The sequence below is a fragment of the Streptomyces sp. MMBL 11-1 genome, from assembly GCF_028622875.1.
Lineage (GTDB): Bacteria > Actinomycetota > Actinomycetes > Streptomycetales > Streptomycetaceae > Streptomyces.
In genome coordinates, this window is sequence record NZ_CP117709.1 from 1,952,448 (window position 1) to 1,978,808 (window position 26,361).

At 73.5% G+C, this 26,361-nt stretch carries 25 protein-coding genes; 11 read left to right on the forward strand and 14 right to left on the reverse strand.

Going from position 1 to position 26,361, the window contains the following annotated elements; genetic code table 11:
- Positions 1–137 precede the first annotated feature (137 nt).
- Positions 138–884 (forward strand): MerR family transcriptional regulator, encoded by a 747-nt coding sequence (locus PSQ21_RS08335; protein WP_274029787.1) that lies wholly within the window; start codon positions 138–140, stop codon positions 882–884.
- The gene (locus PSQ21_RS08340) at positions 881–1,768 is read left to right on the forward strand and encodes a hypothetical protein (protein WP_274029788.1); all 888 of its coding nucleotides are present in this window, start codon (positions 881–883) and stop codon (positions 1,766–1,768) included. The genes PSQ21_RS08335 and PSQ21_RS08340 overlap by 4 nt, the downstream gene beginning before the upstream one ends.
- On the opposite strand, the gene PSQ21_RS08345 is transcribed toward PSQ21_RS08340, so the two are convergent.
- Positions 1,719–3,161, reverse strand: a complete 1,443-nt coding sequence (locus tag PSQ21_RS08345) for an RNB domain-containing ribonuclease (protein WP_274029789.1) — start codon at positions 3,159–3,161, stop codon at positions 1,719–1,721. The two genes, PSQ21_RS08340 and PSQ21_RS08345, sit on opposite strands and share 50 nt — an antisense overlap.
- Positions 3,162–3,393: 232 nt before the next feature.
- Here PSQ21_RS08345 and yaaA point away from each other — a divergent pair, with 232 nt between their 5' ends.
- Both yaaA and eda read left to right on the forward strand, forming a co-directional pair.
- Positions 3,394–4,194 carry a peroxide stress protein YaaA gene (yaaA, locus tag PSQ21_RS08350; RefSeq protein ID WP_274029790.1) on the forward strand — a complete coding sequence of 267 codons (801 nt, stop codon included), beginning with the start codon at positions 3,394–3,396 and terminating at the stop codon, positions 4,192–4,194.
- Between the two features lie 76 nt (positions 4,195–4,270).
- On the forward strand, positions 4,271–4,924 hold the full coding sequence (eda, locus tag PSQ21_RS08355; protein ID WP_274029791.1) for a bifunctional 4-hydroxy-2-oxoglutarate aldolase/2-dehydro-3-deoxy-phosphogluconate aldolase: 654 nt from the start codon (positions 4,271–4,273) through the stop codon (positions 4,922–4,924).
- 148 nt (positions 4,925–5,072) lie between these two features.
- On the opposite strand, the gene PSQ21_RS08360 is transcribed toward eda, so the two are convergent.
- From PSQ21_RS08360 to PSQ21_RS08375, 4 genes are all read right to left on the reverse strand, one after another.
- Entirely contained in the window at positions 5,073–6,440 is a 1,368-nt protein-coding gene (locus PSQ21_RS08360; protein ID WP_274029792.1) for a bifunctional RNase H/acid phosphatase, read from the reverse strand.
- Positions 6,440–7,183 (reverse strand): zinc ribbon domain-containing protein, encoded by a 744-nt coding sequence (locus tag PSQ21_RS08365; protein WP_274035677.1) that lies wholly within the window; start codon positions 7,181–7,183, stop codon positions 6,440–6,442. Before PSQ21_RS08365 ends, PSQ21_RS08360 begins: the two co-directional genes overlap by 1 nt.
- Positions 7,180–8,016 (reverse strand): Nif3-like dinuclear metal center hexameric protein, encoded by an 837-nt coding sequence (locus PSQ21_RS08370; RefSeq protein WP_274029793.1) that lies wholly within the window; start codon positions 8,014–8,016, stop codon positions 7,180–7,182. Before PSQ21_RS08370 ends, PSQ21_RS08365 begins: the two co-directional genes overlap by 4 nt.
- 128 nt (positions 8,017–8,144) lie before the next feature.
- Positions 8,145–9,188, reverse strand: coding sequence for an ABC transporter substrate-binding protein (locus PSQ21_RS08375; protein WP_274029794.1), 1,044 nt, complete (start codon positions 9,186–9,188; stop codon positions 8,145–8,147).
- A gap of 212 nt (positions 9,189–9,400) precedes the next feature.
- On the opposite strand from PSQ21_RS08375, the gene PSQ21_RS08380 reads away from it, so the two are divergent.
- On the forward strand, positions 9,401–10,837 hold the full coding sequence (locus tag PSQ21_RS08380; RefSeq protein ID WP_274029795.1) for a hypothetical protein: 1,437 nt from the start codon (positions 9,401–9,403) through the stop codon (positions 10,835–10,837).
- A 617-nt stretch (positions 10,838–11,454) separates the two neighbouring features.
- On the opposite strand, the gene PSQ21_RS08390 is transcribed toward PSQ21_RS08380, so the two are convergent.
- Positions 11,455–12,930, reverse strand: a complete 1,476-nt coding sequence (locus tag PSQ21_RS08390) for an MFS transporter (RefSeq protein ID WP_274029796.1) — start codon at positions 12,928–12,930, stop codon at positions 11,455–11,457.
- A gap of 115 nt (positions 12,931–13,045) precedes the next feature.
- Between PSQ21_RS08390 and PSQ21_RS08395 the strand changes: the two genes are divergently transcribed.
- Complete coding sequence (locus PSQ21_RS08395; protein WP_274029797.1) at positions 13,046–14,809, forward strand: BCCT family transporter; 1,764 nt, start codon at positions 13,046–13,048, stop codon at positions 14,807–14,809.
- 163 nt (positions 14,810–14,972) lie between these two features.
- Here the strand turns inward: PSQ21_RS08395 and pepE are convergent, their stop codons facing one another.
- The gene (pepE, locus tag PSQ21_RS08400; RefSeq protein WP_274029798.1) at positions 14,973–15,701 is read right to left on the reverse strand and encodes a dipeptidase PepE; all 729 of its coding nucleotides are present in this window, start codon (positions 15,699–15,701) and stop codon (positions 14,973–14,975) included.
- Between the two features lie 536 nt (positions 15,702–16,237).
- Between pepE and PSQ21_RS08405 the strand changes: the two genes are divergently transcribed.
- From PSQ21_RS08405 to PSQ21_RS08415, 3 genes are all read left to right on the forward strand, one after another.
- Entirely contained in the window at positions 16,238–16,825 is a 588-nt protein-coding gene (locus PSQ21_RS08405; RefSeq protein ID WP_443334417.1) for a class I SAM-dependent methyltransferase, read from the forward strand.
- Between the two features lie 35 nt (positions 16,826–16,860).
- The gene (locus tag PSQ21_RS08410) at positions 16,861–17,775 is read left to right on the forward strand and encodes an N-acetylmuramoyl-L-alanine amidase (RefSeq protein WP_274029799.1); all 915 of its coding nucleotides are present in this window, start codon (positions 16,861–16,863) and stop codon (positions 17,773–17,775) included.
- Positions 17,776–17,941: 166 nt separating this feature from the next.
- Entirely contained in the window at positions 17,942–18,802 is an 861-nt protein-coding gene (locus tag PSQ21_RS08415) for a DUF5336 domain-containing protein (protein WP_274029800.1), read from the forward strand.
- Positions 18,803–18,877: 75 nt separating this feature from the next.
- On the opposite strand, the gene PSQ21_RS08420 is transcribed toward PSQ21_RS08415, so the two are convergent.
- A complete protein-coding gene (locus PSQ21_RS08420; RefSeq protein ID WP_274029801.1) occupies positions 18,878–19,657 on the reverse strand; it encodes a maleylpyruvate isomerase family mycothiol-dependent enzyme in 780 nt (259 codons plus the stop codon).
- Between the two features lie 157 nt (positions 19,658–19,814).
- On the opposite strand from PSQ21_RS08420, the gene PSQ21_RS08425 reads away from it, so the two are divergent.
- Positions 19,815–20,120 (forward strand): hypothetical protein, encoded by a 306-nt coding sequence (locus PSQ21_RS08425; protein WP_274029802.1) that lies wholly within the window; start codon positions 19,815–19,817, stop codon positions 20,118–20,120.
- 24 nt (positions 20,121–20,144) lie between these two features.
- Here the strand turns inward: PSQ21_RS08425 and PSQ21_RS08430 are convergent, their stop codons facing one another.
- From PSQ21_RS08430 to PSQ21_RS08440, 3 genes are all read right to left on the reverse strand, one after another.
- Positions 20,145–21,218, reverse strand: coding sequence for a prenyltransferase (locus PSQ21_RS08430; protein ID WP_274029803.1), 1,074 nt, complete (start codon positions 21,216–21,218; stop codon positions 20,145–20,147).
- Positions 21,215–21,946, reverse strand: coding sequence for a class I SAM-dependent methyltransferase (locus PSQ21_RS08435; protein WP_274029804.1), 732 nt, complete (start codon positions 21,944–21,946; stop codon positions 21,215–21,217). The genes PSQ21_RS08430 and PSQ21_RS08435 overlap by 4 nt, the downstream gene beginning before the upstream one ends.
- Before the next feature lie 88 nt (positions 21,947–22,034).
- Positions 22,035–23,348, reverse strand: a complete 1,314-nt coding sequence (locus tag PSQ21_RS08440; RefSeq protein WP_274029805.1) for a glycosyltransferase family 4 protein — start codon at positions 23,346–23,348, stop codon at positions 22,035–22,037.
- A gap of 263 nt (positions 23,349–23,611) precedes the next feature.
- On the opposite strand from PSQ21_RS08440, the gene PSQ21_RS08445 reads away from it, so the two are divergent.
- A complete protein-coding gene (locus tag PSQ21_RS08445; protein WP_274029806.1) occupies positions 23,612–24,223 on the forward strand; it encodes a TetR family transcriptional regulator in 612 nt (203 codons plus the stop codon).
- Here the strand turns inward: PSQ21_RS08445 and PSQ21_RS08450 are convergent.
- From PSQ21_RS08450 to PSQ21_RS08460, 3 genes are all read right to left on the reverse strand, one after another.
- Entirely contained in the window at positions 24,189–24,854 is a 666-nt protein-coding gene (locus tag PSQ21_RS08450) for a 4'-phosphopantetheinyl transferase family protein (protein WP_274029807.1), read from the reverse strand. The genes PSQ21_RS08445 and PSQ21_RS08450 overlap by 35 nt on opposite strands.
- A 10-nt stretch (positions 24,855–24,864) precedes the next feature.
- Complete coding sequence (locus tag PSQ21_RS08455; RefSeq protein ID WP_274029808.1) at positions 24,865–25,116, reverse strand: acyl carrier protein; 252 nt, start codon at positions 25,114–25,116, stop codon at positions 24,865–24,867.
- Between the two features lie 93 nt (positions 25,117–25,209).
- Positions 25,210–26,067 (reverse strand): hypothetical protein, encoded by an 858-nt coding sequence (locus tag PSQ21_RS08460; protein WP_274029809.1) that lies wholly within the window; start codon positions 26,065–26,067, stop codon positions 25,210–25,212.
- Positions 26,068–26,361: the final 294 nt, after the last annotated feature.

Genomic DNA, 26,361 nt, shown 5'->3' on the forward strand with positions numbered 1-26,361 from the left:
CCATCCTACCGGGCCGCACCGACGGATGGAGCGGGACGCCCCCGCGCGCGCAGCAGCGGCGCTCGGCCACCAGAGCGACGCCCTCCGGGGAAAACGGTGCTTGACCTTGTCGCCACGTCAACGTTTCTACTGGCCTCATGCGTATCGGAGAGATCGCCGCACTCGTGGGAGTCACCTCCCGGGCCGTCCGGCACTACCACCACGTCGGCCTCCTGCCCGAGCCCGCCCGGCAGGCCAACGGCTATCGGGCGTACACCGTCCGCGATGCCGTGCTGCTGGCCAGGATCAGGCGGCTGACGGAGATCGGGCTCTCCCTGGACGAGGTGCGGGACGTGCTCGCCGACGACGCGGGGCGGGAGCTGGCCGAGGTGCTCGGGGAGCTGGACGCCGATCTGGCGCGGCAGGAGCGGGAGATCCACGAGCGGCGGGAGGTGCTGGCCGAGCTGCTTCGGGCGCCGCTCACCTCGGACGGGCCGCTCTCCCCCGCCCTCGCCGCGCTGTTGGACCGGGCGCCCGCCACCACGTCCCCGGCCGCCGCGAAGGACCGCGAGCATCTGTCGCTGCTGGACGCGGCGGGCGACGGCGCCGGGGCCGAGGTGTTCGCCGCGCTGCGCCCGCTGGCCGAGGACCCGGGCGTCCTCGCGCTGTACGAGCGGCTCGACGAACTGGCCGGGGCCGGGGTGGACGACCCGCGCGTCGCGCCGCTGGCGGCCGAGCTGGTCGCCGCCGTACCGGACGAGGTCCTGGCGGTGATCCCCGAGGGCGAGCCGTCGGCGACGGGGCTCGGGCGGGTGCTGCTCGACGACTACCCGCCCGCGCAGCGCGCGGTCGTGCGCCGGGTGATGGAGGGGCTGGCCGAGCGGGTGCGGGGGAGGAACGCGTGAGTACCGGGAGGACGAGGGGCCTGCGGGCGGCTCGGGCCGCGATGTGGGCGGTGCTGCCCGGGGAGGTCGCGCTGGCGGTCTGCCTGGTGGCCGGGGTCCGGATACCCGGGGCCGTTCTGCTGGGAGCCGAGGCGCTGGTCGTGGGGGTGCTCGCGCTGGAGGCGGCCGTGATGTGGCCGCTGTACGCGGCGCGGCGGCGGGCCGGGGGCACGCGGCGGGAGGCCGGGCTGGCCACGGTGCGGGCCGTGGTGCCGGTGGCCGTGCGGCGGCTGGTCGTGCACGAGTTCCGGGCGCTGCACAGTCTCGGGCTGTGGGTCCTGCGCCGCCGCCACCGGATTCCGGAGGGGGCCCGGCCGTTCTCGTACACCGAACCGCAGACCGGGATCATGTACGCGTTCGTCTTCGTCTCCGTCGTGGAGACGGTGGTGCTGGCGCTGGTGATCCCCTGGCCGCTGGTCCACGCGATCCTGCTCGTGGTGGACGTGTACGGGATCGTCATCATCCTCGCCCTGCACGCCGCCTGCGTGACCCGGCCGCACCTCGTGGCGGCGGACGGTTCGCTGCGGCTGCGCTACGGCGCCCTGTTCGATCTGCGGGTACCCGCCGCCGTGATCGCGACCGCCCGGGTGGACCGGCGCTATCCGGACGGGGCCCTGGTCCGGACCGACGAGGACGGGACGCTCGATCTGGTGGTGGGGAGCCATACGACGGTGACGGTGGAGCTGACGGAGCCGGTGGAGTTCGTACGGCCCCTGGGGCGGCGCGGGAGTGCCCGGACGCTCCGCTTCCACGCCGACGACCCGCGGGCGGTGGTCGCCGCGCTGACGTCTCCCCTCACGCCGGAGCGAACAGCACCGTCCCCGACGCCGGACCCGCCCGCGTGAGCCGGACCCGCAGCCGCTCCCCCAGCGGGAGCGGGGCCGTGCCGCCCTCGATCCGGCCGACGATCGCCGGGTCCCGGAGGTGGACCGTGCCGGCGGCGGGGTCGCGGTCCTGGACGTCGACGACGTACGCGTCGAAGAGCTCGCCCACGTGCCCCTCCAGCAACGCCGCCTCGACGAGGTCGACGCAGGCCCGTTCCACGGTGCCCGCGCGGCGCGTCCCCTCGGCCATCTCCTTCGGGAGGGCGGGGAGGGCCTCCCGTACCCAGGCCGGAGGCTCCTTCCCCGCGGTCGCGGCGAGGCAGAGTTCTGACGCGTACCGGTCGACGAGGCGGCGCAGCGGTGCGGTGCAGTGCGTGTAGAGGTCGGCGACCGCCGCGTGGACGGCGGGGTCGGGGAGCTCGCCGTCGTCGAAGGCGGTGTAACCCGCGCCGCGGAGCAGGGTGGTGCACTCCTGGAGGAACGCCGCGTGGTTGCTCCTCGTCGGGTCGAGGGAGCGGACGACATCGGCGTACGGGACGTGGGGCGGCCAGTCGACGCGCAGGGCGTGGGCGGAGCGCCGCAGCCGGGCGACGGCTCCGTCCGGGGCGATCGGCAGGGTGCGCAGGACGCCGGTGCCCGTGTCGGCCATGAGGCGGGCGGCGGTCATGCCGGTGAGCAGGGAGATCTGGGCGTTCCAGGCCTCGGCGGGGAGCGTGGCGCGGTAGACGAGACCGTAGGAGTCGTCCCGTTGGACGATCTCCTGTTCGGGGACGCCGAGCGAGATGCCGCCCCGGGCCCGTTCCTGTTCCGCGCGCAGCCGCCCGATGTCCCGGAGCAGGGCGAGGGGTTCCTCGGCGGTGCCCGCGTCGATCTGCCGTTGGACGCCCGCGTAGTCGAGCTTCGCGCGGCTGCGGACCAGGGCCCGGGTCACGTCGGCGGCGACGGCCCGCCCGTCGCTGTCCAGGTCGATCCGCCACAGCGCGGCCGGGCGGGTCTCGCCGGGGAGGAGGCTGGCGGCGCCCTCGGAGAGGACCGGTGGGTGGAGGGGGATCCGGTCGTCGGGGAAGTAGAGGGTGGTGACCCGGCGGTGGGCCTCGGCGTCGAGCGCGCCGCCCGGCCGGACATACGCGGCGACGTCCGCGATGGCGTAGTGCACCCGGAAGCCGTGGCGGCGGCGCTCCAGGTGCATCGCCTGGTCGAGGTCCGTGGAGGTGGGCGGGTCGATGGTGAGGAACGGCAGGTCCGTGGCGTCCTCGTGGGCCGACAGATCCGGGCCCCGCACCGCCTCCGCCGCCTCCGCGAGCACCTCGGGCGGGAAGGCGGCGGGCAGGTCGAGTTCGGTGCGCAGCGCCCGCAGGGCGGCTCCGAGCGAGCAGTCGGCTGCACCGGTCATACGCAGGTGGCGACGGGGCATGGCCCGAGCGTAGGCCGGGCGGAGGCGGGCGGCATCCTGGGCGTGCGCGGTCCCGCGCGGACGCGTCCGCAGGCCCCGTGCGTACGCGTCCGCAGGCCCCCGCGCATACAAGGGGGCGCGGTCCTCGCCGTACGGGGGTCGGCGTCCCGTCCCCGTACCCTTGCCGAGGACCCGGGGAGCCCGCACGCCGACCGGGTCCGCGCTTGCGCCGTACGTACGAAGGAGAACCGCCGTGCTCGTGCTGTTGCCGCCCTCCGAAGGAAAGGCCGCCTCGGGGCGCGGGGCTTCGCTGAAGCCGGAGTCGCTGTCGCTGCCGGGGCTCGCCCCGGCCCGTGCGGCGGTGCTGGACGAGCTGGTCGAGCTGTGTCAGGCGGACGAGGAGAAGGCCCGTGAGGTGCTGGGGCTGAGCGTGGGGCTGCGGGGCGAGGTCACCAAGAACACCGAGCTGCGCACCGCCGGGACCCGTCCGGCCGGGGAGCTGTACACCGGTGTGCTGTACGACGCGCTCGATCTGGCCTCGCTGGAGGCGGACGCGCGGCGGCGGGCGGCGAAGTCGCTGCTGGTCTTCTCGGGGCTGTGGGGCGCGGTCCGGATCGGCGACCGGATTCCGCCGTACCGCTGCTCGATGGGGGTGAAACTGCCCGGTCTCGGCGCGCTCGGCGCGCACTGGCGCACCCCGATGGAGACCGTGCTGCCCGAGGCCGCCGGGAACGGGCTCGTCCTGGACCTGCGGTCCTCGGCGTACGCGGCGGCGTGGAAGCCGACGGGCGAGGTGGCGTCGCGCACGGCGAGCGTGCGGGTGCTGCACTCCCAGCTGGTGGGCGGGGTGGAGAAGCGGTCGGTCGTGAGCCACTTCAACAAGGCGACCAAGGGCCGGCTGGTGCGGGATCTGCTGGTGGCGGGTGCGCGGCCGAAGGGCCCGGCGCAGTTGGTGGAGGTGTTGCGGGACCTGGGGTACGTGGTGGAGGCCGAGGCCCCCGCGCGTGCCGGGCGGCCGTGGTCGCTGGACGTCGTGGTGACGGACATCCACTGATCGCCCGAGGAGACGAGCGTTGCGCAGTGCGCAACGCTCGTTGCAGATATCGCCTCGCGCGCGGCAGGATGGCCGTATGACCTCCTCTGCTTCCGTGCCCTCCGCCCCGTCCGACGCCTCCGTGCTGGATCTCGCGCCCGTCGTCCCCGTCGTGGTCCTGCACGACGCGGCCGACGCGGTGCCGCTGGCGCGGGCGCTGGTGGCGGGCGGGCTGCCGGCGATCGAGGTGACGCTGCGGACGCCCGCCGCGCTGGAGTCGATCCGGGCCATGGCCGCCGAGGTCCCGGGCGCGGTGGTCGGCGCGGGGACGGTGATCTCGCCGGAGCACGTACGGGACACCGTGGCCGCCGGGGCCCGGTTCCTGGTCAGCCCGGGGTGGACGGACGCGCTGCTGGAGGCGATGAAGGCATCCGGGGTCCCGTTCCTGCCCGGTGTCTCGACCACCTCCGAGGTGGTGGCCCTGCTGGAGCGCGGGGTGCGGGAGATGAAGTTCTTCCCGGCCGAGGCGGCGGGCGGCACGGCCTATCTCAAGGCCCTGTCCGCGCCGCTCCCCCAGGCCCGGTTCTGCCCGACCGGCGGCATCTCGCTCGCCTCCGCGCCGTCGTACCTCGCGCTGCCCAACGTGGGCTGCGTGGGCGGCAGCTGGATGGTCCCGGGCGATGCGGTGGCGGCGAAGGACTGGGACCGGGTGGCCCGCCTGGCGGCCGAGGCGGCGGCGCTCGCCCGGTAGGGCCGCACGGCGACGCCGAGCAGCCCCGACGGCCGGGTCGTCGGGGCTGGTGGTCCGGCCAGGGCAGGAGGTCGGGCCGGTGGTCCGGTCGGCGCAGGTCCTCGGGCTCGTGGTCCGCCTAGCGCAGGTCCTCGGGCTCCTGGCCCGGCTAGCGCAGGTGGGACGTGTCGTTGAGCAGGCGTACGGAGGCGTTGCCGTCCCCGTAGTAGGCGACCGTGGAGATCGAGGCCGCCGAAAGCTCCATCCGGAACAGCGCCTCGGGCGGGGCCCCCAGGGCGAGCCGGACGAGCGTCTTGACCGGGGTCACATGGGTGACGAGCAGGACCGTGCGGCCCGCGTACCGGGCGACGATCCGGTCCCGGGCGTCCGCGACCCGCTCGGCGACCTCGGCGAAGCTCTCTCCGCCGCCGGTCGGGGCGGTGTCCGGAGAGGCCAGCCAGGCGGTGAGGTCGTCCCCGTACCGTTCCCGTACCTCCCCGAAGGTCAGGCCCTCCCAGGCGCCGAAGTCCGTCTCGCGCAGGTCCTCGTCGATGCGGACGTCGAGGCCGAGTCGGCCGGCGACGGCCGCTGCGGTCTCGCGGCAGCGGCGCAGCGGGGAGCTGACGATCTCCTGGACGGTGCCCAGGGCGGCGAAGTGCTCGGCGGCCCGGTCGGCCTGGCTCCGGCCGGTGGCGGAGAGCCCGGGGTCGGTGCCGCCGCTGCCGGAGAACCTCTTCTCGGGCGTGAGGGCGGTCTCGCCGTGCCGGAGCAGGACGAGCGTGGCGGGTGCGCCGAGGTCGGGGGCCGAGCCCCAGCCGACCTGCGGGGCCCCGGCCGGCTGCTGCCGCGAGGCTCCGGGAGCCTCCGGCGCGGCTCCGGCCGGCTGCCCGGGGGCGGGTGCGGGGACCGTGGTGTCCGGCACCCCGGGCTCGGGCACCGGGAAGAGCGTGTCGGCCGCCGCGCCGCGTGCTGCCGCGAGGGCCGCGCGGGCCCTGGCAGCGCCCGCGGCCTGGTCGCCGGGCGGGCCCTGGGCGGGCGGCGGGGTGCTCGCGGGGCGGGCCGGTGCGTCGAGGGCGGCCGTCGAGGCGGACGCCTCCCACTGCCTGCCGTCGCGGCCCGCGTCCATCGCCTCGTTGGCGAGCCGGTCCGCGTGCTTGTTCTGCGCGCGCGGGATCCACTCGTACGTCACCGAGGACGGCGGCAGGACCGCGGCGGCACGCGCCGCCAGCGGCTTCATGTCGGGGTGCTTGATCTTCCAGCGCCCCGACATCTGCTCGACGACCAGCTTGGAGTCCATCCGGACGTGGACCCGCAACGCGTCCCCCGCGTCCGGGAACAACGCCTTCGCGGCCGTCAGGCCGGCGATCAGGCCCCGGTACTCGGCGACGTTGTTCGTGGCGACGCCGATGTACTCGGCGGCCTCGGCGAGGGGTTCGCCGGTGGCCGGGTCGATGACGACCGCGCCGTAACCGGCGGGCCCGGGGTTGCCCCGGGATCCGCCGTCGGCCTCGACCACCACCTGGCGCGCGGCGCTCATTACAGGCCCGACTCCGAGGTGCGGACCAGGATCCGGTGGCAGTTCTCGCAGCGCAGGACCGTCTCGGGGGACGCGGCCCGCACGTCGCCCACCTCGGCCATGTTCAGTTCCAGCCGGCAGCCCTCGCAGCGGCGCTGGTAGAGCCGGGCGGCGCCGACCCCGCCCTGCTGGGCGCGGAGCTTGTCGTACAGCTTCAGCAGGTCGGCGGGGATGATCTCGGCGACGATCTGGCGGTCCTTGGCCACCGTGGCGGCCTCGGCGTCCAGCTCGGCGGTCGCGGCGTCGCGGCGCGCGGTGGCGTCGTCGACCTTGGCCTGGACGGCGGCGACCCGCTCGGTCAGCTCGGCGACCCGCTCCTGGGCGCTCTCCCGGCGCTCCATGATCTCCAGGACGACGTCCTCCAGGTCTCCCTGGCGCTTGGCGAGCGAGACGATCTCGCGCTGGAGGCTCTCCAGGTCCTTGGGCGAGGAGACCGCGCCGGAGTCCAGGCGCTGCTGGTCGCGGACGGCGCGCTGGCGCACCTGGTCGACGTCCTGCTCGGCCTTGGTCTGCTCGCGGGTGGTGTCGCTCTCCTCGGTGGTGGAGGCGACCAGCAGGTCCCGCAGCTGGGCGAGGTCGCTGCTGAGCTGCTCGATCTCGGCGTGCTCCGGCAGCGAGGTGCGCTTGTGGGAGATCTGGGCGAGACGGAGGTCGAGGGCCTGGACGTCGAGAAGTCGGATCTGGTCGGCGGGCGCGGCGTTCAGTTGGGGGCTCCAGAGGAATGGTGGGTGGTCCAGGGGTCGGTGACCTGCTTCGAGACATGGACCCGCAGGTCCCATCCGTGGCGGTCGGAAAGCGCGTCGAGCTGGGCTGCCGCCTGCTCGCACCAGGGCCATTCGGTGGCCCAGTGCGCGGCGTCGACGAGGCCGAGCGGCGAGTGCCGCACGGCCTCGGAGGCCGGGTGGTGGCGCAGGTCGGCGGTGAGGAAGGCGTCGACGCCCGCGGCGCGCACGGCGTCGAAGAGGCTGTCGCCGGAGCCGCCGCTGACGGCGACGGTGCGCACGAGCGCGTCCTGGTCGCCGGCCAGCCGGATGCCCTGCGCGGTGGCGGGGAGCCGGGCGGCGGCCCGGGCGGCGAAGGCGGCCAGCGTCTCGGGGTGGTCCAGTTCGCAGATCCGGCCGAGTCCGCGCCGGCCCTCGGGGTCGGTGGGGTCCGGGACCAGGGGCCCGGTGATCCGCAGGCCGAGGGCGCCGGCCAGGGCGTCGGAGACGCCGGGGTCCGCGGTGTCGGCGTTGGTGTGCGCGACGTGGAGCGCGATGTCGTGCTTGATGAGGGTGTGGACGATCCGGCCCTTGAAGGTGTCGGCGGCGACCGTCGTCGTCCCGCGCAGATAGAGCGGGTGGTGGGTGACGATCAGCTGGGCGCCGAGCTCCAGGGCCTCGTCGGCGATCTCGTGGACCGGGTCGACGGCGAACAGCACCCGGTCGATCTCCGCGTCCGGATCGCCGCAGACCGTCCCGACCGCGTCCCATCCCTCGGCCCGCTCGGGGGGCCAGAGGGCGTCGAGGGCGGCGATGACTTCAGACAGACGGGGCACGGGGGAAAGGCTACCTGTCCGGGGTGGCCCGCCGCCCCTGGCCGCCGGACCTGTACGCCAGGACCGGCGGCCGGACACGAATCGTTACGTCACCGGGGCGCCGCGACGCTCCCGTACCGGGGAGACGGTCACTTCACCAGGTCGGCGCGGAGGTCGTCGAGGACCAGGCCGGCCGAGGTGACGCCGAGGCCCAGGTACCAGGTCTCGTCGGAGACGTCCTTGGCCCGGCCCTCCTTGACGGCCTTCAGGTTCTTCCACAGCGGGTTGGACCGGGCGGTGTCGCGCTGGGTGGCCTTCGGGTCGCCGTAGACGCCGGTGAAGATCCAGTCGGCGTCCGCCTCGTCGATCCTCTCCGGGCTGATCTCGGCGGCGAGGTCGTTGATCTGCTGGTTCTTCGGACGCGGCAGCCCGACGTCTTCGAGGATCGTGCCGATGAACGAGGCCTTGGCGTAGAGACGGAGGCGGTCGGGCATGTAGCGGACCATCGAGACGGTCGGCTTGTCGGGGCCGATGTCCTCGCCGAGCTTCTTCGCCTTCTCCTCGTACGCGGCGAGCGCCGCCCCTGCCTGCTTCGCGCGGTCCAGTGCCTGGGCGTTGAGGAGGTAGTTCTCCTTCCAGGTGAATCCCGGACGGATGGAGAACACGGTGGGGGCGATCTTGGACAGCTCGTCGTACTTGTCCGCCGCGCGGAGCTGGCTGCCGAGGATCAGGTCGGGCTTGAGGCCGGCGATGGCTTCGAGGTTGAGGCTGTTGATGGTGCCGACGCTCTTCGGCGAGCCCGCACCCTTCTCCAGGTAGGAGGGGATGGCCGCGTCGCCCTCGCTGGGTGCGTAGCCGACCGGCTTCAGGCCCAGGGACACCACGTTGTCGAACTCGCCGACGTCGAGCACGACCACACGCTTGGGCGCGGCCTTGATCTCGGTCTTCCCCATGGCGTGGGTGACCGTGCGGGGGAACTCGCCGGCCTCGGCGTCGGTGCCGTACGCCGCGGTCTTCTTCGCCGCGTCCGCGAAGTCCTTGCCGCCGGTGGCGACGGCGGCCTTCTTGCCGCCGCCCGCTTCGGACTTCGCCGCGTCCGCGTCGCCGCCGTCACCGCCCCCGCAGGCCGAGAGGGAAAGGGCGGCCGCCACGGCCAGGGCGACTGCGGCGGTACCGCGGGGTCGAGGGGACATCACTTGCTCCAGTTGGTCCGCGTACGTGCGCGGGTGCACGGGCCCTTGGTTAGGGTCGCCTCACCTTAGACGCGGCGACCTTCTCCAGCACACTCACCCCCTCCACCTCAGGAGAATCCGGGCATCACCACCCTTATGTGTGAAGTGAGGTGGCTCGTGTTGTTCGGCTGGAAGTGCGAAAACTAGCTTTCGTAGCCGGAGGTGACGAGTCCATGACTGCCTGTGTCATCGAGGGTGGATCCGCCGGGGCCGCCACGACGGCGGAACCCGAAGCGGAACCCGGTACGGAACCCGGCCCGAAGGAGTCCGGGGCGGAATCCGGGGCGGAGTACGGGGCGGATTCCTGGTCGGAGTCCGGCCCGGAGGAGTACGGAAGGGAACCGGAAGCGGAGGGGTCCGGCGGCCCCGGGGAGTCGGCCGCGGCCGGCACTCCCCGCCCGCCGGGATCCGCCACGGACGCGGGCGACCGGGCGGCGTCGGCTGCCTCTGCTGCCTCGGGCGGCCGGGCGGCGTCGGCCCATGACGCACCGCTTCCCGGCGGCTTCACGCTCACCTCGGACGGGTCCTACGCCGCCCGGCTCACCGCTGCCCCCGGCCCGCCGGGCGAGCGCAACTGGTATCCGGAGCGGTGGACGCTGGACGGGCCCGAGCCGTACGCGGTGCCCCTCCCCCTCGATCAGCCCGAGGAGCCGGACGCCCAGGTGGCGCCGCTCGCGGACGGGCGGGTGCTGATCGGGCGGCGGGTCGCGGACCGGCAGATGTTCTCGCTGCTCTACCCGACAGGACCCGGCACCGGCGAACTCCCGCTGGGCGCGGTCGCGTGCGCGGAGATGACCCTGCTGCCGCCGTCGCCGGACGGCCGGTGCGTCTACGCCCTGTCGGCCGGGGAGCACCAGTCGTCGCTCTGGCTGGTGGCGGGCGGAGCGCACGGGCCGGAGGAGGTCGCGCGGATTCCCGGGCGCTGCTCGGGCGGGGTCTGGCTGGACCGGGCCGGCCGGCTGCTGGCGCTGGACCGGCAGCAGCCGGGCGGCGGACCGGTCAAGGCGGTCGCCGTCGACCTGGGGCGCGGGGCCGAGGTGACACCGCTGCTCCAGATCGCGCCGGACAGCGACGACCGGCTGCTGCTCGCGGACCCCGACAGCGGGCTGTTGCTGCTCCGCTCGGACGCCCCGGGCCGCGACCGGCTCGGCTGGGGTGTGCTGGGCAGCTGTCTGCCGGTCAGGTTCCCGGAGTGCCTGCGCCCCGCGGGCGTGGCGGTGACGCCGTTCGCGGTGCAGCCGGGCCAGATGCTGATGCCGGAGAGCTGCGCGGTGGCGCTGCGGATCGACGGGGCCGGGGGCAGCTGGGTGGGGGTCTGGCGTCCGGCGGGACGTCGGCTGCACCAGTTCGCGGCCCCGCTGGGCTGGGCGCCGGGGGCCGGATACTGGAGCCGGGACGGGGTGCTGCGCCTCCCGTACGCGAACGGGGCGACGTCCTGCGGCGTGGCGATGCTGGACGCGCCGCCGGACGTGGAACCCTCTTCCGTGTCCGGCCGCCCGAGCGGCGCGGAGGGCGGAACGCAACCGTCCGCCGCCGTCGCCGCTCCCCCTGTGTGCAAGCCCGTTCCGTTGGGTCGGGCGCCTCTGCACCGAGCCGCTCGATCTGACTAAACTCGGGGCCCTGGGCTACGCGGCCGTGTCGGGCGGGTACCGACGGTGACCACGTCGGATGGCGGCGGCGGGGCTTGCTGCACCTGTAGGCGCGATATACGTAAGCGATCACAACGGGGTGACTTCCCACATGTCCGAAGCACGGATCGACACGACCCAGCAGCGCCCGGCGGGGGCGGACGAGGGGACCGGGACCGGGGGTTCCGGAAGGCACCGGGGGGGTGCGTCGGCGGAGACCACGTCGGTGCAGCCGCACGGTCGCCACCGCCGGCCCGCCGACGAGGAATCCAGGGCGGCCTGAGAGCCGCTCGGCAGTGCACGGAGGGCCCGGACCGGCGGACAGCCGGCCGGGCCCTCCCGCGTGTGGCCCTCCCCCGCTACCGGCGCTTCAGCCCGGGGACTTCGGCGACGGCGAAGGCCTCGTTCGGGGGCCGGTCCGCGTAATACGGGATGAGCAGCCCGTCCGTCCGGCTCCGCGAAGGTGAAGGTCTCCCGCCATGGACGACGAGCAGTTGCCCCTTCCGGCTGCTGGCCCCTGCATGACGCAGGCCGGGGAAGGAAGCCGGGAAGACTACTGACGCCTCGTCAGATCTACGGGGTGGGCGCGGCGCCCGGCGTCACCGCTCGGCCGGGGTCTCGGCCGGGAGGTCCGCCGGCGGGCGGGGCCTTCGATGGTTCGGCAGCCAGATCAGCATCACGACCACACCGGCCAGCAGGACCCCGCTCGCCGTGCGGAAGGCCAGCGCGTATCCGGCGGTGACCTCGGCCGCGTCGCCGGAACCCGCGGTGCGCGCGGCGGCGACCGTGGAGAGCACCGCGAGGCCCAGCGCACCGCCCATGGTGCGGGAGGTGTTGACCAGGCCGGAGACGAGCCCGGCGTCCCCCGGGTCCGCGCCGGAGGTGGCGAGCGTGGCGAGCGGGGTGGAGGCGAGCCCGGCCCCGGCCATCATCAGGACGCCGGGCAGACAGATCGCGGTGAGGTAGGAGCCCTCCACACCCATCGTGGACTGCCAGCCGAAGCCGGAGGCGGTGATCAGGACCCCGGCGACGGCGAGGCTCTTCGCCCCGACGCGCACCATGAGGCGGGGGGCCAGCTTGGAGCCGAGGATGACGGCGGCCGAGGTCGGCATCAGCGCGAGACCCGCCTGCAACGGTGTGTAGCCCAGGACGTTCTGGGCGTACACGGTCATGAAATACCACATGGAGAAGGTCGCCGACCCCATGAGCAGCATCGACACATTGGCCGAGGACACGGCCCGTACGGAGAACACGCGCAGCGGGATCAGCGGGACGGCGGTGCGCGCCTCGACCAGCACGAAGACGGCCAGCAGCACGACCCCGGAGAGCAGCGGCACGAGGGTGGCGGCGGCCGTCCAGCCCTCGGCCTCGGTCTGGACGATGCCGTACGCGACGGCGGCGAGGCCCGCGGTGACGAGGACCGCGCCCAGGAAGTCGATGCGCCGGCGGTCGCCCGCGCGGCCCTCGGTGATCCGCAGGGCCGCGGCCACCAGGACGAGTGCGCCGATGGGCACGTTGATCAGGAGGACCCAGCGCCAGGAGAGGGCGTCGGTGAGGACCCCGCCGATCAGCCCGCCGGCCGCGCCGCCGCCCGCGCCGACCGCCATCCAGGTGCCGATCGCCTTCGTCCGGGCCGGGCCTTCGGGCACGGCCGCGGTGAGAATGGTGAGGGTGGCGGGGGCCAGGACGGCGGCCCCGAGGCCCTGCACGGCGCGGGCGGCGAGGAGCTGCCAGCCCTCCTGGGCGAGGCCGCCCGCGAGGGAGGCGGCGGTGAAGACGCCGAGCCCGACGAGGAACATCAGCTTGCGCCCGTAGATGTCGGCGGCCCGGCCGCCCAGGAGCATGAACCCGGCGAACGCGATCGAGTAGGCGTTGACGACCCACTGGAGGCCTCCGGCGCTCAGCCCCAGGTCGGCCCGCATGGAGGGCAGGGCCACGTTGACGACGGAGACGTCGAGGACGACGAGGAACTGGCCGGTGCAGGCGGCGAGCACGACGGCCCAGGTGCTGGGCCGTATTCGGGAGAAGGCCGGCGGGGCGGAGGCGGGGGCGGAGACGTCAGGCATGAACGTCATGGTCCCAGGCGGCGGGAGGACCGTACATCGGGTGGGGCGAGTCGCACCCCGGACACCGGCCGTCGGCGTGGCACATCCCCCATATCACCGCATACGCCCCGCATAGTGGTGCGCTATGAGTACGGAGAACGCTGACGTGCCCCCCGGCCGGTCTCCCGCCGGCCCCGAGGATCCCGGTGCGGGTCCCGGAACGGACTCCTCACCGGACCGGGTGGTGGTGACGGTCGGGGTGCTGGGCATCGTCGGGATCGTCCTGTGGGCGGCCCTCGGCAAGGACACCTTCCAGAGCGCGTCGGACGCGGCCCTGCCCTGGGTGCTCGACAACTTCGCGTGGCTCTTCGTCATCGCCGCCGACGTCTTCCTGGTGCTGTGCCTCATCATCGCCTTCAGCCGCTTCGGCCGGATCCGGCTGAGCAGGGACGACTCCCCGCCGGAGTTCTCGAACTTCCCGTGGATCGCGATGATGTTCAGCGCCGGCATGGGCATCGGGCTGATCTTCTACGGTGTCGGGGAGCCCATCGCGCACTATCTGAGCCCGCCGCCCTCCAGCGGGGCCGAACCGCAGACGGCGGGCGCCGCGAGCGCCGCCATGGAGTACTCCTTCTTCCACTGGACCCTCACTCCGTGGGCCATCTACGGGATCGTGGGCCTGGCGCTGGGCTACGCGAGCTTCCGCAAGGGCCGGGGCAACCGGTTGAGTGCTGTGTTCGTGCCCCTCATCGGCGAACGCAGGGCGAACGGCATCCTCGGCAAGCTCCTGGACCTGCTCGCCGTCTTCGCGACGGTCTTCGGCACGGCGACGAGCCTGGGACTCGGCGCTCTGCAGATCGCCATCGGGCTCGATCTGACGGCGGGCCTCGACCAGAGCACCGGCGTCGAGCTGGTGGTCATCGCCGTGCTCGGCGCGGCTTTCGTCATCTCCGCCTTCACCGGCCTGCACGGCGGGGTGAAGTGGCTCAGCTCGATCAACCTCGTCATCGCGGCGGCCCTCATGGTCTTCGTCTTCGTCGCGGGTCCGACCGTCTACCTCCTGGACGTGCTGCCGTCCTCGGTCGGCGGCTACCTGAACCACCTCCTGCCCATGGCCTCGCGGACCGGCGCCTTCGGCGGCCACAGCTGGCTGGGCACCTGGACGATCTTCTACTGGGCCTGGTGGCTGTCCTGGGCGCCCTTCGTCGGTACCTTCATCGCGCGCATCTCCAAGGGCCGCACGATCCGCGAGTTCCTCCTCGCCGTGCTGCTCGTACCGAGCGGGGCGACCGCCCTGTGGTTCGTGGTGCTCGGCGGGACCGGTATCCGCCTCGCCGACACAGGCGTCGTCGACATGGCCGAGAAGGCGAAGGAGGGGACGGAGGCGACGCTGTTCGCGATGCTCGACGCCCTGCCGGTCGGCACGCTGACGTCGTGGGCCGCGATGATCCTGATCATGATGTACTTCGTCACCAGCGCGGACTCCGCCTCCCTGGTCATGGGTTCGCTGACCAGCAGGGGAGCCCTGCACCCAAGGCGCTGGCTCGTCGTCACCTGGGGGCTCCTCATGGCGGCGGTCGCGGCGGCCCTGCTGGTCGCCGGCGGGCTGGAGTCCCTCCAGAGCGCGACGATCCTGGTGGCCCTGCCCTTCGTCGTGGTGATGCTCTTCCTGTGCTGGTCCCTGCTGCGGGAGCTGCGCGCCGACCCCGCCGGCGGCCCCAAGCGGAGCGAGGGCCTGCACGGCATGCGTGACGCGGTGCGGGTCATGGTCGGCGAGGAGATGAGCAACCAGCCGCCCGCCCGCCACCGCCATCTGCGTCGCGCGGCCTCCGCCCGCAGGGCGACGACGGAGGAGGACCGGGACGGGGAGGGGCGCGAGACGGGCGGGACCTCCGGGTGGGAGAGCTGAGGCGCGCCGCGGCGCGGGGCAGCGGGACCGTCGCCCGGGCCCGGGGGCCCGGGGGCCCGGGTCCGGGTTCAGCCGCGCCGCAGCAGCGGGACCGCCGCCGCGCATCCGGTGCTCCTGGCGAGCGGCGCGGACGACGCGCCGACCCCGCCGGGGCCGGGGCCGGTCAGCTCACCGGAGCGTCGAACCGCGGCTCGGTCGTGAGCAGCCGGGACACGTCGGACCCCGGCGAAAGCTCCCGGGGCTCGGCCGCGCGGGAGAACAGCCGGGCGGGGCGGGACCCTTGGATGTGGGCCCGGTCCCCGTCGACGCGGAGCCAGGAGCCCTCGCGCAGCCCGAGCACCGGTACGTCGTTCTCCTCCAGGAACTCGGCGAGCCGCTCCTCGCGGGTCTCGCCCTTGTGGGTGCTGGCCGGGTCCGGGTCCAGATAGTGCGGGTTGATCTGGAACGGGACCAGGCCCAGCGTCTCGAAGGACGGCGGCTGCACGATGGGCATGTCGTTGGACGTGCGCAGGGTCGGGGCGGCCATGTTGGTCCCGGCACTCGCACCCATGTAGGACAGCCCGCCCCGTACCGCGTCGCGCACGGCCTCGCGCAGACCGGTGCGGTAGAGGGCGGCGAGCAGCCGGAAGGAGTTGCCGCCACCGATGAACACGGCGTCGGACGCGGCGAGTTCGGCGGCCGGGTCGGCGTTCTCGTGGACGCCGCGCACGGTGATGCCGGACGGCTCCAGGGCCTCACGGACCCGGGTGGTGTACGCGGCGTGATCGGCGAGCGCGTACGGGACGAAGGCGAGTCGCGCGTTCGTGGGGAGGAACGCGGTGACGGTGTCCAGGGCGTGTTCCAGGTAACCGCAGCCGTACTGGGTGGAGTTGGAGAGCAGCAGCAGATTCACGGGGTTCCTCGGGTACGTCGGGCGGATCGGGTCGGTCGGGTGGCGGCCAGGTCGGCCGGGTGGCACGGGAACGGATCGGTCAGGTGGTGCGGGGCCGGGGCGGTCAGGTGGTACGGGAACGGATCGGTCGCCCTGGGTGCCTCACCGAGTCCTGGGCAGTGAAGCGGATGCGCAAGCCGCTGGACGATACCCGGCGGCGGCTTCTCCTTCGCCCTCGACGACACGTGCCGGCCGTCGACCGGCTCCTGCTCCCCTCCGTCAGCCGTGAGTGGGTCAACCACGACATCGCGATGGAGACGACGTTCGACGGCCCGCTGGTCGACGCGATGTGCGACGCCTTCCGTGCCGAGGGCCGCCCCGACCCGGGCTCACCCCGCGTACGCCCCCGCCGATCCCTTCGGCGGGGGCGTACGGCACGATGGGGCGCCGTTCCGCACGCACCCCGCCCCACCTGGAGGAACCCCGTGACCGCCGCCGCGTTCTCTGCCCGGCCCGAACCGGAGGTCCTCGCCGCGTTCGAGGCCGCCAAGGGCTTCATGCCGGTCCACGAGGGCCTCGCCCTGTACGCCGCCGCCACCGGGGCCGGTGCGCTCGGGCTGCCGCTGCTGGAGGTGGGCACGTACTGCGGGCGGTCCGCCATCCTGCTCGCGGACGCGGCGCGGGGAGCCGGGGTGAGCGCGCTCACCGTCGACCACCACCGGGGCAGCGAGGAGCAGCAGCCCGGCTGGGAGTACCACGACCCGAGCGTGGTGGACCCGGAGGTCGGGCTGATGGAAACCCTGCCGACGTTCCGCCGCACCCTGCGCCGGGCCGGCCTGGAGGACCACGTGGTGGCGCTCGTCGGGCGCTCCCCGCAGGTCGCCGCCGTGTGGGCCGGGCCGCTCGGGCTCGTCTTCATCGACGGCGGGCACACCGACGAGCACGCCAACGCCGACTACGAGGGCTGGGCCCCGCATGTCGTCGAGGGCGGGCTGCTGGTGATCCACGACGTGTTCCCCGACCCGGCCGACGGCGGGCAGGCCCCGTACCGGATCCATCAGCGGGCGCTGGCCTCCGGGGCGTTCACCGAGGTGTCGGCGACGGACTCGCTGCGCGTGCTGCGCCGCACGGGGACCGGGATCTGAGCCGCCCGGACGGCACGGGTGGGTAGCATCGCCGCGTGCCGTACGACGACAGCCCTCCCCCCACCCGCCGCGCCCGGCCCCTCTCCGTGGCCGCCGCGCTGGCCGCCGTATGCCTGACCGCCGCCGGCTGCGGTGGCGGTCCATCGGCCGACGGGGCCGGTGCGGCCTCGCCCCGGCCCGGCGCCGACGCCGCCTCCTCGACGGCTCCGGCCGGGAAGCAGCCGGAGCCGTCCGGTTCCGCTTCCCCCTCCGCTTCCGCGAAGCCGCTGCCGAAGGGCCCGCTGACCGGCCGGACCGTGGTGATCGACCCGGGACACAATCCGCGCAACCGCGACCACACCCGGGAGATCAACGAGCAGGTCGACATCGGCACCGGCCGCAAGGAGTGCGACACGACCGGTACGTCCACCGACGACGGCTACGCGGAGGCCCGGTTCACCCTCGACGTGTCCCACCGGCTGCGCGAGCTGCTGGAGACCGAGGGCGCCCGGGTCCGGCTCACGCACGACGACGACCGGCCGTTCGGGCCGTGCATCGACGAGCGGGCCCGGATCGGGAACGAGGCGAAGGCGGACGCGGTGGTCTCGGTGCACGCCGACGGGTCGGCCGTGGGCAACCGGGGCTTCCACGTGATCCTGCCCGCCGGGGTGAAGGGCGGCGGGGCCGACACCTCGAAGATCGTGAAGAGTTCGGCCGACCTCGGCGCGAGGATCGCCGGACACTTCGTCCGCACGACCGGAAGCGCACCTTCCAATTACATCGGCGGAAATACCGGCCTGGACACGCGTAATGATCTCGGCGGACTGAATCTGTCGACCGTGCCCAAGGTGTTCGTCGAATGCGGCAATATGCGCGACCCGAAGGACGCGGCCCTGCTTACCAGCGCGAGTTGGCGGCAGAAGGCGGCCCAGGGACTGGCCGACGGCATTACCGACTATCTGAAGGGGTAGTTCTGCGGTGATATCGGGGGGATAGCCACTCACGATCCGGGACCGGACGCAACCCGCCCGGGCAGACGATAGATTCATCCGTACGATGGGGAGCCGCTCCCAGCTTCGAGCCGCACCGGCGGCAGCGACGACCGCCCCGACGAGACGACCGACTAAGGACCTTCACGTGAATATCCGATCCCTCACTCGAGGCGACGGCGTGGTGATCGGAGCAGCGGTCGTGCTGTTCATCGCCTCTTTCCTCGACTACTCCAGCTACGACTGCCCGCAGGGCGTCGACTGCTCCCGGTTCGACAGCCCGAACGCCTGGGACTCGCTCGGGCTGCTGATGAGCCTCTTCCTCGCCGGCGTCATCGGCGCGGCGTTGGTGGTCGTCAGCCGGGCCATGCCGGGCCGCAAGGTCGTCGGGCTGGACCTCGGCCAGTTCGGGACCGCGCTCACCGTCTTCACGCTGTGGACCGCCTTCTGGACGATCCTCGACGTCAGCGACGCGGGCGCCGGCCTGATCCTCGGCCTGCTGGCAGCCATCGTGCTCGCCGCCGGCGCGGTCGCCGGTCCGCTGGTCCCCGCCCTGAAGGCCCCGCTCCTCAGCCCGGCCTCCCCGGCGCCGGGCGTGGGGGCCGGGCAGGCCCCGTACGGCGCGGGCCCCGGCCAGGGCTACGGCTTCCCGGCCGGCCAGCAGCAGCAGCAGCCGTACGGTGCCCAGCCGAGTCAGGGTTACGGCTACCCCGGCGCCCCGCAGCAGGGTCAGCCCGCCCAGGCCGACCCGGCGCAGGCGCAGCAGGCCCAGGCCCAGCAGCCCTCGCAGGGCGGCGCGGCGCCGGCGGGCGACTTCACCCCGTTCTGGTTCGCCGTTCCGGTGGCCCGCCCGCTGTACGGCGAGGACGGTTCGCCGAACCCGATCGCCGAGCTGGCGCCGGGCACCTGGTACCTCGCGGTGGAGCAGCGCGGCCAGAGCCTCATCGCCCAGACGCAGGACGGCCGTCGTGGTGTCCTGCAGGACACCACGGGCATCCAGCGCGGCTGATCCCGTACGCACACCGCGGCCCCTCGCCCTTCCGGGCGGGGGGCCGTTGTCGTACAGTCCGGGGGCTGTTCGCGCTCAGCCGAACGACGACCGGTCCAGCCAGAAGTCCAGCAGCGCGGCGTCACCGAGCACCTCGACCCGCGGGCTCGTCGGCTCCAGACGGCGGTTGAAGACGAGCATCAGGTCGGTGAGCGGTCCGCGCAGCGCGACCGTGGCCTTCTCGTGCGCGTGCCGCCAGGTGAAGCGGTCGTCGCCGAACTCGATCAGCCACTCCGCACCGGGCACGTCGGTGGCGTGCAGGTGCAACGAGCGCCCGCCTCCGCGCAGTTCGGCCGCCTCCGGGTCGCCGCCCTCCTGGGCGAAGGAGACGATGCGCAGCCATTCCTCGATGGTGTCGGCGGCCACGTCGGCGTCCACCGTGTACGGGGCGCCGGCGGCGAGCGCCGCGTCCGCCCGGTGCACGACCGTCTCGTGGGTCATGCGCCGCGCCCAGAAGGCCGTACTCCGTTCCCGGAACCAGCTCCACACCTCGGCGTCCGGCCCTGCCTCCCGCAGCGCGGCGACGGTGGCCGCGGCCCCGTCGGCGAGCCAGGCGTCCAGCGCGGCCGGGTCGTCGCCGTCCGGGCCTTCGAGGCCGGGCACCTTCTCCTCGGGGACGTCCTCGACGGCGCGGGTGCGGACGATCTCGCCGACCCAGCGGTGCGCGCCGCCGACGTGCACGGCGAGTTCCCGCAGGGTCCAGTCGGGGCAGGTGGGGACGGTCGCGGCGAGGTCGGCGCCGGTCAGCACCGCGCGCAGGGCGTCGGTCTGGGCCAGGATCTCGTCGCAGTAACGGCGGTGGGAGAGAAGGGTCATGCCGCGCACCCTAACCGGCGGAACCGGCGTTGATCACCTGGGTATCCGGGCCCCGGCCGGGCTCGCGACGGCCCCTGCCGTGCGGAGGATCCGCACGGGCGGGCGGAACGCCCGTCGCGGCCGGTTTCACCCCGCGTGGAGCGGTAACCCGAGTGCCATGTCTCCCAGAACCCGTGCGGTAAGCAGTTCAGGAAGCAGTTCAGCGGCGCGTGTCATCGCCGTCGTGGCCGATGTTCTGGCCTTCGTCATCATCCTCTGGATCCTGATGTACCTGCTGGACGCCAACCGCGGCAACGACTTCGTGCGGTGGGTGCACGACGCGGCCCGCTGGCTGGCGGGCTGGTCGTACGACCTGTTCACGTTCGACAAGGCGTGGGCGCGCGTCGTCGCCGGTTACGGCCTCGCGGCCGCCGTCTACCTGTTCATCGGGCACGCGGTGGCGGGCCGGCTCCGCCGCGGCTGAACGAGACCCGCGGCGGAGCGGTTCTCAGCGGCAGCAGTCCGGCTCCAGGCCGACGGGCAGCCGCTCGCCCCCGAAGACCGCGGTGGTCGCCTCGTCCCCTCCGAGCGCGGCCACCGCGAGCAGCAGCGAGCCCGCCGTCCAGGTGGTGAGCTCCTCGGGCCAGAAGGCCCGGTTGCCCTCGAAGACGTATCCCGTCCAGTACAGCCCGCCCTCGGAGCGCAGGTGCTGGATGGACTGGAGGATCTCCAGCGCCCGGTCCGACTCCCCCGTCATCCAGAGGGCCAGGGCGAGTTCGCAGCTCTCGCCGCCGGTCACCCAGGGGTTGGGCAGCACGCAGCGCACCCCGAGGCCGGGGACGACGAAGCGGTCCCAGCCTTCCTGGATGCGGGCGGTGGCCTCGGCGCCGGTGACCGCGCCGCCGAGGACCGGGTAGTACCAGTCCATGGAGTAGCGGCCCTTGTCGAGGAAGCGCTCGGGGTGGCTGCGGATCGCGTGGGCCAGCGCTCCGGTCGCCAACTCCCAGTCGGGCTGCGGTTCCTCGCGGCGCTCGGCGATGGCCAGCGCACACCGCAGCGCCTGGTGGATGGAGGAGGAGCCGGTCAGCAGCGCGTCGTTGACGGGCGTGCCGTCGCTCTCCCGCTTCCAGCCGATCTGCCCGCCGGGCTGCTGGAGGCCGAGGACGAACTCGACGGCCGCGAAGACCGTCGGCCACATCCGGTCGACGAACGCGTCGTCGCCGGTGGCCAGGTAGTGGTGCCAGACGCCGACGGCCACGTACGCGCAGAAGTTGCTCTCCCGGCCGCGGTCGGTCGGCTGCCGCGGGTCGCCGTCGTGGTAGGCGGCGTACCAGGAGCCGTCGGTGTTCTGGTTGCGGGCGAGCCAGTCGTAGGCGCGGGCCGCGGCCTCGTGCTTGCCGGCCGCGTCCAGGGCCATCGCGGCCTCGGTGTGGTCCCACGGGTCGAGGTGGTGGCCCCGGAACCAGGGCAGCGCCCCGTCCTCCCGCTGTACGGCGGCGAGCGCGGCGACCGTCTCGATCGCCTGATCGGCCGTCAGGACGCCTGGCAGAACAAGGTGTTCGGTCCGTTCGGGGGTGCTCACGCCTCGGCCTTCGGAAGATGCGGCTTGGTGGCGTAGGCGACGAAACTCTTGCCGACGACCGGGTTCAGGAGCTGTTCGGCGACCCGGGTGGCGAGCGGCTTCTTCATGATGTCCCAGACCAGCAGCTTGTGGTACGCCCGCACCGGCAGGGCCTTGTCGTTGTCCACGCCGAAGGCGCACTTGAGCCACCAGTACGGCGAGTGCAGGGCATGGGCGTGGTGGGTGCCGTACGGCTTGAGTCCGGCCTCGCGGATCCGGGCGAGGAGCTGGTCGGCCTTGTAGATGCGGATGTGGCCGCCCTCGACCTCGTGGTAGGCGTCGGAGAGCGCCCAGCAGACCTTCTCGGGGCCGTAGCGCGGGACGGTGATGGCTATCCGGCCGCCCGGCTTGAGCACCCGGACCATCTCGGCGAGGACGCCCTTGTCGTCCGGGATGTGCTCCATGACCTCGGAGATGATCACGACGTCGAAGGAGTCGTCGGGGAAGGGCAGGTTGAGGGCGTCGCCCTCCATCGCGGTGGCGGTGGCGCCCTCGGGGGCCTCCCCGGCCTCCTTCATCGCGGCGAACCACGTGGCGACCTCGCGGATCTCCTCGCCGTTCCGGTCGAGCGCGACGACCTGCGCGCCGCGCCGGTAGCACTCGAAGGCATGCCGGCCGGCACCGCAGCCCAGGTCGAGCACTCGGTCGCCGGCGGCGAGCGGGAAGCGGGTGAAGTCGACGGTCAGCACGAGGGCCTGCCTTCGAGGTCGGAGGTACGGGTTGCGGCGATCGGGTCCACGGGCGTCCGGGGGCGCGCGGCCCTCCGGGAGCCGGCGGTCACCTGCGGACTCCGCGGGCGGTGATCGCCTGACGGTACAGCTCGGCCGTTCCGGCCGCCGCCCGGGCCCAGGTGAAGTTGGCCAGCACCCGCTCGCGGCCGGCCGCGCCGAGCCGGGCGCGCAGCTCCGGGCTGCCCAGCAGCCGGGCCAGCGCCCCGGCCAGCGCGTCCGCGTCGCCGGGCGCCACGGCCAGGCAGGTCTCCCCGTCGCGGCCGGAGACCTCGGGGATCGCGCCCCCGGTGGTCGCGACCAGCGGGGTGCCGGTGGCCATGGCCTCGGCGGCGGGCAGCGAGAACCCCTCGTACAGCGAGGGCACGCAGGAGACCTGGGCGCCGCGCACGAGGTCGACCAGCTCGGCGTCGCTGATGCCCTTGACGAACTCGACGGCGTCCGCGAGCCCGTGCCGCTCGATCGCGCGGGCGACGGGGCCGTCCTCGGCGCGCTTGCCGACGACGACGAGGTGGGCGGCGGGGTTCTCGGTGCGGAGCTTGGCGAGCGCGTCGACGAGGTGGACGAGGCCCTTGAGCGGGACGTCGGCGCTGGAGGTGGTGACGATGCGGCCGGGCACCTCGGGGATCGAGGGGTCGGGGGACCACAGGTCGGTGTCGGCGCCGATGTGGACGACGCTGATCCGGTCCGCCCGGACGCCGAGGTCCTCGACGATCTCGTCGCGGGAGGAGCCGGAGACGGTGAGAACGGTGTCCAGTCTGCGGGCGACCCGCTTCTGCATCCGGGTGAAGGCGTACCAGCGGCGTACGGAGGCGCGTCGGCGGCGACTGGTGGCGGCCTCCAGGTCGAGCCTGCGGTCCACGGTGATGGGGTGGTGGATCGTCGTCACCAGCGGGGCCCCGAGGTCGCCGAGGAGACCGTAGCCGAGGGTCTGGTTGTCATGGACGACATCGAACTCGCCGCGCCGGGCCAGCAGATGGCGGCGGGCGCGCAGGCTGAAGGTGAGCGGCTCGGGGAATCCGCCGGTCCACATGGTGGCGACCTCGGCCAGGTCGATCCAGTCGCGGTACTCGCCGCGCTTCGGGGTGCGGAAGGGGTCGGGCTGACGGTAGAGGTCGAGGCTGGGCAGCTCGGTGAGCGGGACGCCCTCGTCGAGCACCGGGTAGGGCTGCGCGCCGATCACCTCGACGCTGTGGCCGAGGCGTGCGAGCTCCCGGCCGAGGTGGCGGACGTACACGCCCTGGCCGCCGCAGAACGGATTGCCCTTGTACGTGAGGAGTGCGATGCGCAACGGCCGGCCGCCGGTCCCGGCGGAGCTGCCGTCGCCCGTGCGGGGGCCCGTCTCTATGGCCTCAGCGGTCACACTCGGCCCCCTTCTGACTGCGTGTTCGCCGGAGCGTAACCGGTCGCGCTAATCTAGAACAAGTTTCAGACTTGCTAGAACAAGTTCCAGACTTGATCGTTCGGTGTGCCCCGAATCTACCGGCAGGTAGCGTCGGCGTGACGGCCGGATCAGGTGATTCGCGCCACGACGGACGCCCTGGCATGCTGTGCGCGCCCGGACGGCCCGCTTCGCCCGTCCGGGTGGATCGAGGCCATGGATCACGGATCGTGGAGGGGGACAGCATGACCGCGGACGCCAGACCGGCAGCGCCTCCGCTGACCGAACGCCAGGAGGCCCGTCGCCGCCGCATCCTGCACGCCGGCGCCCAGCTGGCCGGCCGGGGCGGGTTCGAGGCGGTGCAGATGCGGGAGGTGGCCGAGGCCGCCGGGGTCGCCCTGGGCACCCTCTACCGCTACTTCCCGTCCAAGATCCATCTGCTGGTCGCCACCATGCAGGACCAGCTGCGGCACCTGCACACCACGCTCCGCAAACGTCCGCCGGCCGGCGACGACGCGGCCCAGCGGGTGGCCGAGACGCTGATGCGCGCCTTCCGCGCCCTGCAGCGCGAACCGCACCTCGCGGACGCCATGGTCCGCGCCCTCACCTTCGCGGACCGCGGTGTGAGCGCCGAGGTGGACACCGTCTCCCGGCTCACCACCGCGATCATCCTGGACGCGATGGGCGTGGAGCACCCGAACGCGGAGCAGCTCTCCGCGATCCGGGTCATCGAGCACACCTGGCACTCGGCACTGATCACCTGGCTCTCGGGCCGGGCCTCGATCGCCCAGGTGCAGACCGACATCGAGACGGTCTGCCGTCTCATCGACCTGACGGCGGAGCCGGGCCGGGGCTGAACAGCGGCCCGTCGGCCGGGCGGGCCCCGGACACGTCGGCGCCCGCGAGGGCCACCACGGCCGCACGGCGGTGATCCGTCCAGTCGGCCAGCCGGGCGTCCTCCCGCCCGGCCTTGAACAGGGCCTCCCGCCGGACCCACAACCGCAGCAGCGCCGGGCCGGGTTCCGGCCCGGCGCGGGCGGCGTCCACCTCGGCCGCCGGCAGCATCCGCCGCAGTACGGACAGGGGGCCCGGCCGGCGCGCCAGGGGTTCCACGTCGATGCCGACCGGGCCCCGCCCGACCGCCGCCGCGGCGAGGCCGTCCGCGTGGCTGTAGCTGACGCCCAGCTCCGGGTGGTCCGGGAGATACGGGCGGCCGTGCCCGCCCCGCCCGCACCCGGGGCAGCGCTGGGCCGGCTCCAGCTCCTCCGGCGGCAGCCCGGTGACCCGGGAGGCGCACAGCCGCAGCAGCAGCCGGGCCGCCACGACGTCGTCGCGCCGGCCCGGCACCCGGATTCCCGCGAGCCGCCGCCGCTCCCACGGGGCGAGGAGGCGCTCGTCGAGCTCCGGGTGCGCCAGCACCTCCGCGGTGGTGGCCACCAACGCCACGGTGGCCGCGCCCTGGCCGGGCGCCTGTGGGAGAGAGGTCACCGGCCCGGGCTCACCCGGCCGGCGTCTCCGCCAGGTCGGCGGAGGCGAGGAAGCGCTCCTTGACGCGGGCGAGCGTGCGGAAGTCGTCGATGGTGACCTCCTGCAGATCGATGCTGCTGCCCGAGATCTCCTCCAGGAGGTCGATGAACTCCAGGAAGTCCATCGAGTCGATGAGGCGGGCCTCGATCAGGTCCTCCTCGACGCCGATCGGGCCGTCGAGGCCGGGATTCTTCTCGTTGAGCCACGCTACGACACGTTCCATGGGAGAAAGCGCTCCTCTTGTCTCTGTTCGGGTGAAGGCCGGACGTGAAGACCGGACGTGAAAGCCGGACGAAAGCCGGACGTGAAGGCCGGATCAGGAACCGGCGGCGCGCAGCCGCTCCAGTGCCTGCTCGGCGGTGCCGTGGGCGAGGATCATCGCGTGCACCCAGCGCTCCACGCCGAAGGCGACGCAGGAGCTGTGGGCGGACCCGTGGGAGCCGGCCCGGATGCCCAGCCGCTCGCCGAAGAAGTTGCGGTGCCGGTTGACGGAGGCGATGGCCGTGCCGTCGGGGGCGCTGTACTCGAACTTCACCGGGTCGAGTGCCATCAGGCGGGCCCGCGATCCCCCGTTGTCGTAGAACGGGTCGTCGGCCGCCGCCCGGGTCAGGGTCAGTCCGAGCCTTCCGGCCGTCTCCTGGACGAACTCCCCGCCGCGTTCCTGGTGTTCGGCGGCCCCGTCCTTGGTGCCGAGGTAGACCACCTCACGCATGTGGAACCCCCACAGGCGGCGCAGTCCCTCGTAGTGGGTCTCGTTGCGGAAGCAGCGGCCGACCGCCGAGAGCCGCAGCCCGTCCTCGCCAACGTCCTCGCCCTCCAGGGAGAGCAGCAGCCCGTAGCAGGTCGCGGACGGCAGCACATGGCCGGTCGGGTGCAGCGGCAGGTCCTGGGGGGAGCCGCCGGAGGCCAGGCCGTCGAGCACCTCGGGGCCGAAACGCCCTGCGGAAACCCCGAGATGGGGAAAGTTGCGGAAGAAGTCGAGCCGCGCCAGTCCGTCCACGGACAGCAGGGGCGGCCCCACGACCTCGGGGGCGGCGAGCCGCTCGGCGAGGCCGGTCAGCAGGTCGTCCAGGCCCCGCAGCAGTGCGGTGCGGACCGGGTCCAGCGTGATCAGACCGGCACCGGGACTCCTCAGCGTGATGCCCGGCAGGGCCGTGATGCTGGATGTGTTCATGAAACCGCGTCCTTCTCGGTGTGGGCCGGCAATCGGGACGCCCCTCGGGCGTACGGACCACATCGCCGTGGCGTCGGCGGTCCCGAACGGGACCGTGACCGACCGGAGTACGGGCAGCGGAAAACGGGGTGACGCCCCGTCACGAAACTGGCCGCACCCCTGGACATTAGGCCTGCCTCTCGCCTGTTGTCTAGACCAAAAATACCGAACGCCGGGTTTAGATTCCGTGGCCATCGCGTGCGAGACGGCATCTCATATCCCCATATGTGGATGGCACTTGACAGTCCGGGCGGT

Coding starts and splice junctions, on each gene's coding strand:
- PSQ21_RS08375 (WP_274029794.1), bottom strand. CDS start 9,188: ATGTCCCCTCGACCCCGCGGTACCGCCGCAGTCGCCCTGGCCGTGGCG.
- PSQ21_RS08455 (WP_274029808.1), bottom strand. CDS start 25,116: ATGGAACGTGTCGTAGCGTGGCTCAACGAGAAGAATCCCGGCCTCGAC.
- PSQ21_RS08420 (WP_274029801.1), bottom strand. CDS start 19,657: ATGACCCTTCTCTCCCACCGCCGTTACTGCGACGAGATCCTGGCCCAG.
- PSQ21_RS08460 (WP_274029809.1), bottom strand. CDS start 26,067: ATGAACACATCCAGCATCACGGCCCTGCCGGGCATCACGCTGAGGAGT.
- PSQ21_RS08360 (WP_274029792.1), bottom strand. CDS start 6,440: ATGAGCGCCGCGCGCCAGGTGGTGGTCGAGGCCGACGGCGGATCCCGG.
- PSQ21_RS08345 (WP_274029789.1), bottom strand. CDS start 3,161: ATGCCCCGTCGCCACCTGCGTATGACCGGTGCAGCCGACTGCTCGCTC.
- PSQ21_RS08390 (WP_274029796.1), bottom strand. CDS start 12,930: ATGACGTTCATGCCTGACGTCTCCGCCCCCGCCTCCGCCCCGCCGGCC.
- PSQ21_RS08380 (WP_274029795.1), top strand. CDS start 9,401: ATGACTGCCTGTGTCATCGAGGGTGGATCCGCCGGGGCCGCCACGACG.
- eda (WP_274029791.1), top strand. CDS start 4,271: ATGACCTCCTCTGCTTCCGTGCCCTCCGCCCCGTCCGACGCCTCCGTG.
- PSQ21_RS08425 (WP_274029802.1), top strand. CDS start 19,815: ATGTCTCCCAGAACCCGTGCGGTAAGCAGTTCAGGAAGCAGTTCAGCG.
- PSQ21_RS08395 (WP_274029797.1), top strand. CDS start 13,046: ATGAGTACGGAGAACGCTGACGTGCCCCCCGGCCGGTCTCCCGCCGGC.
- PSQ21_RS08335 (WP_274029787.1), top strand. CDS start 138: ATGCGTATCGGAGAGATCGCCGCACTCGTGGGAGTCACCTCCCGGGCC.
- PSQ21_RS08405 (WP_443334417.1), top strand. CDS start 16,238: ATGCCGGTCCACGAGGGCCTCGCCCTGTACGCCGCCGCCACCGGGGCC.
- PSQ21_RS08445 (WP_274029806.1), top strand. CDS start 23,612: ATGACCGCGGACGCCAGACCGGCAGCGCCTCCGCTGACCGAACGCCAG.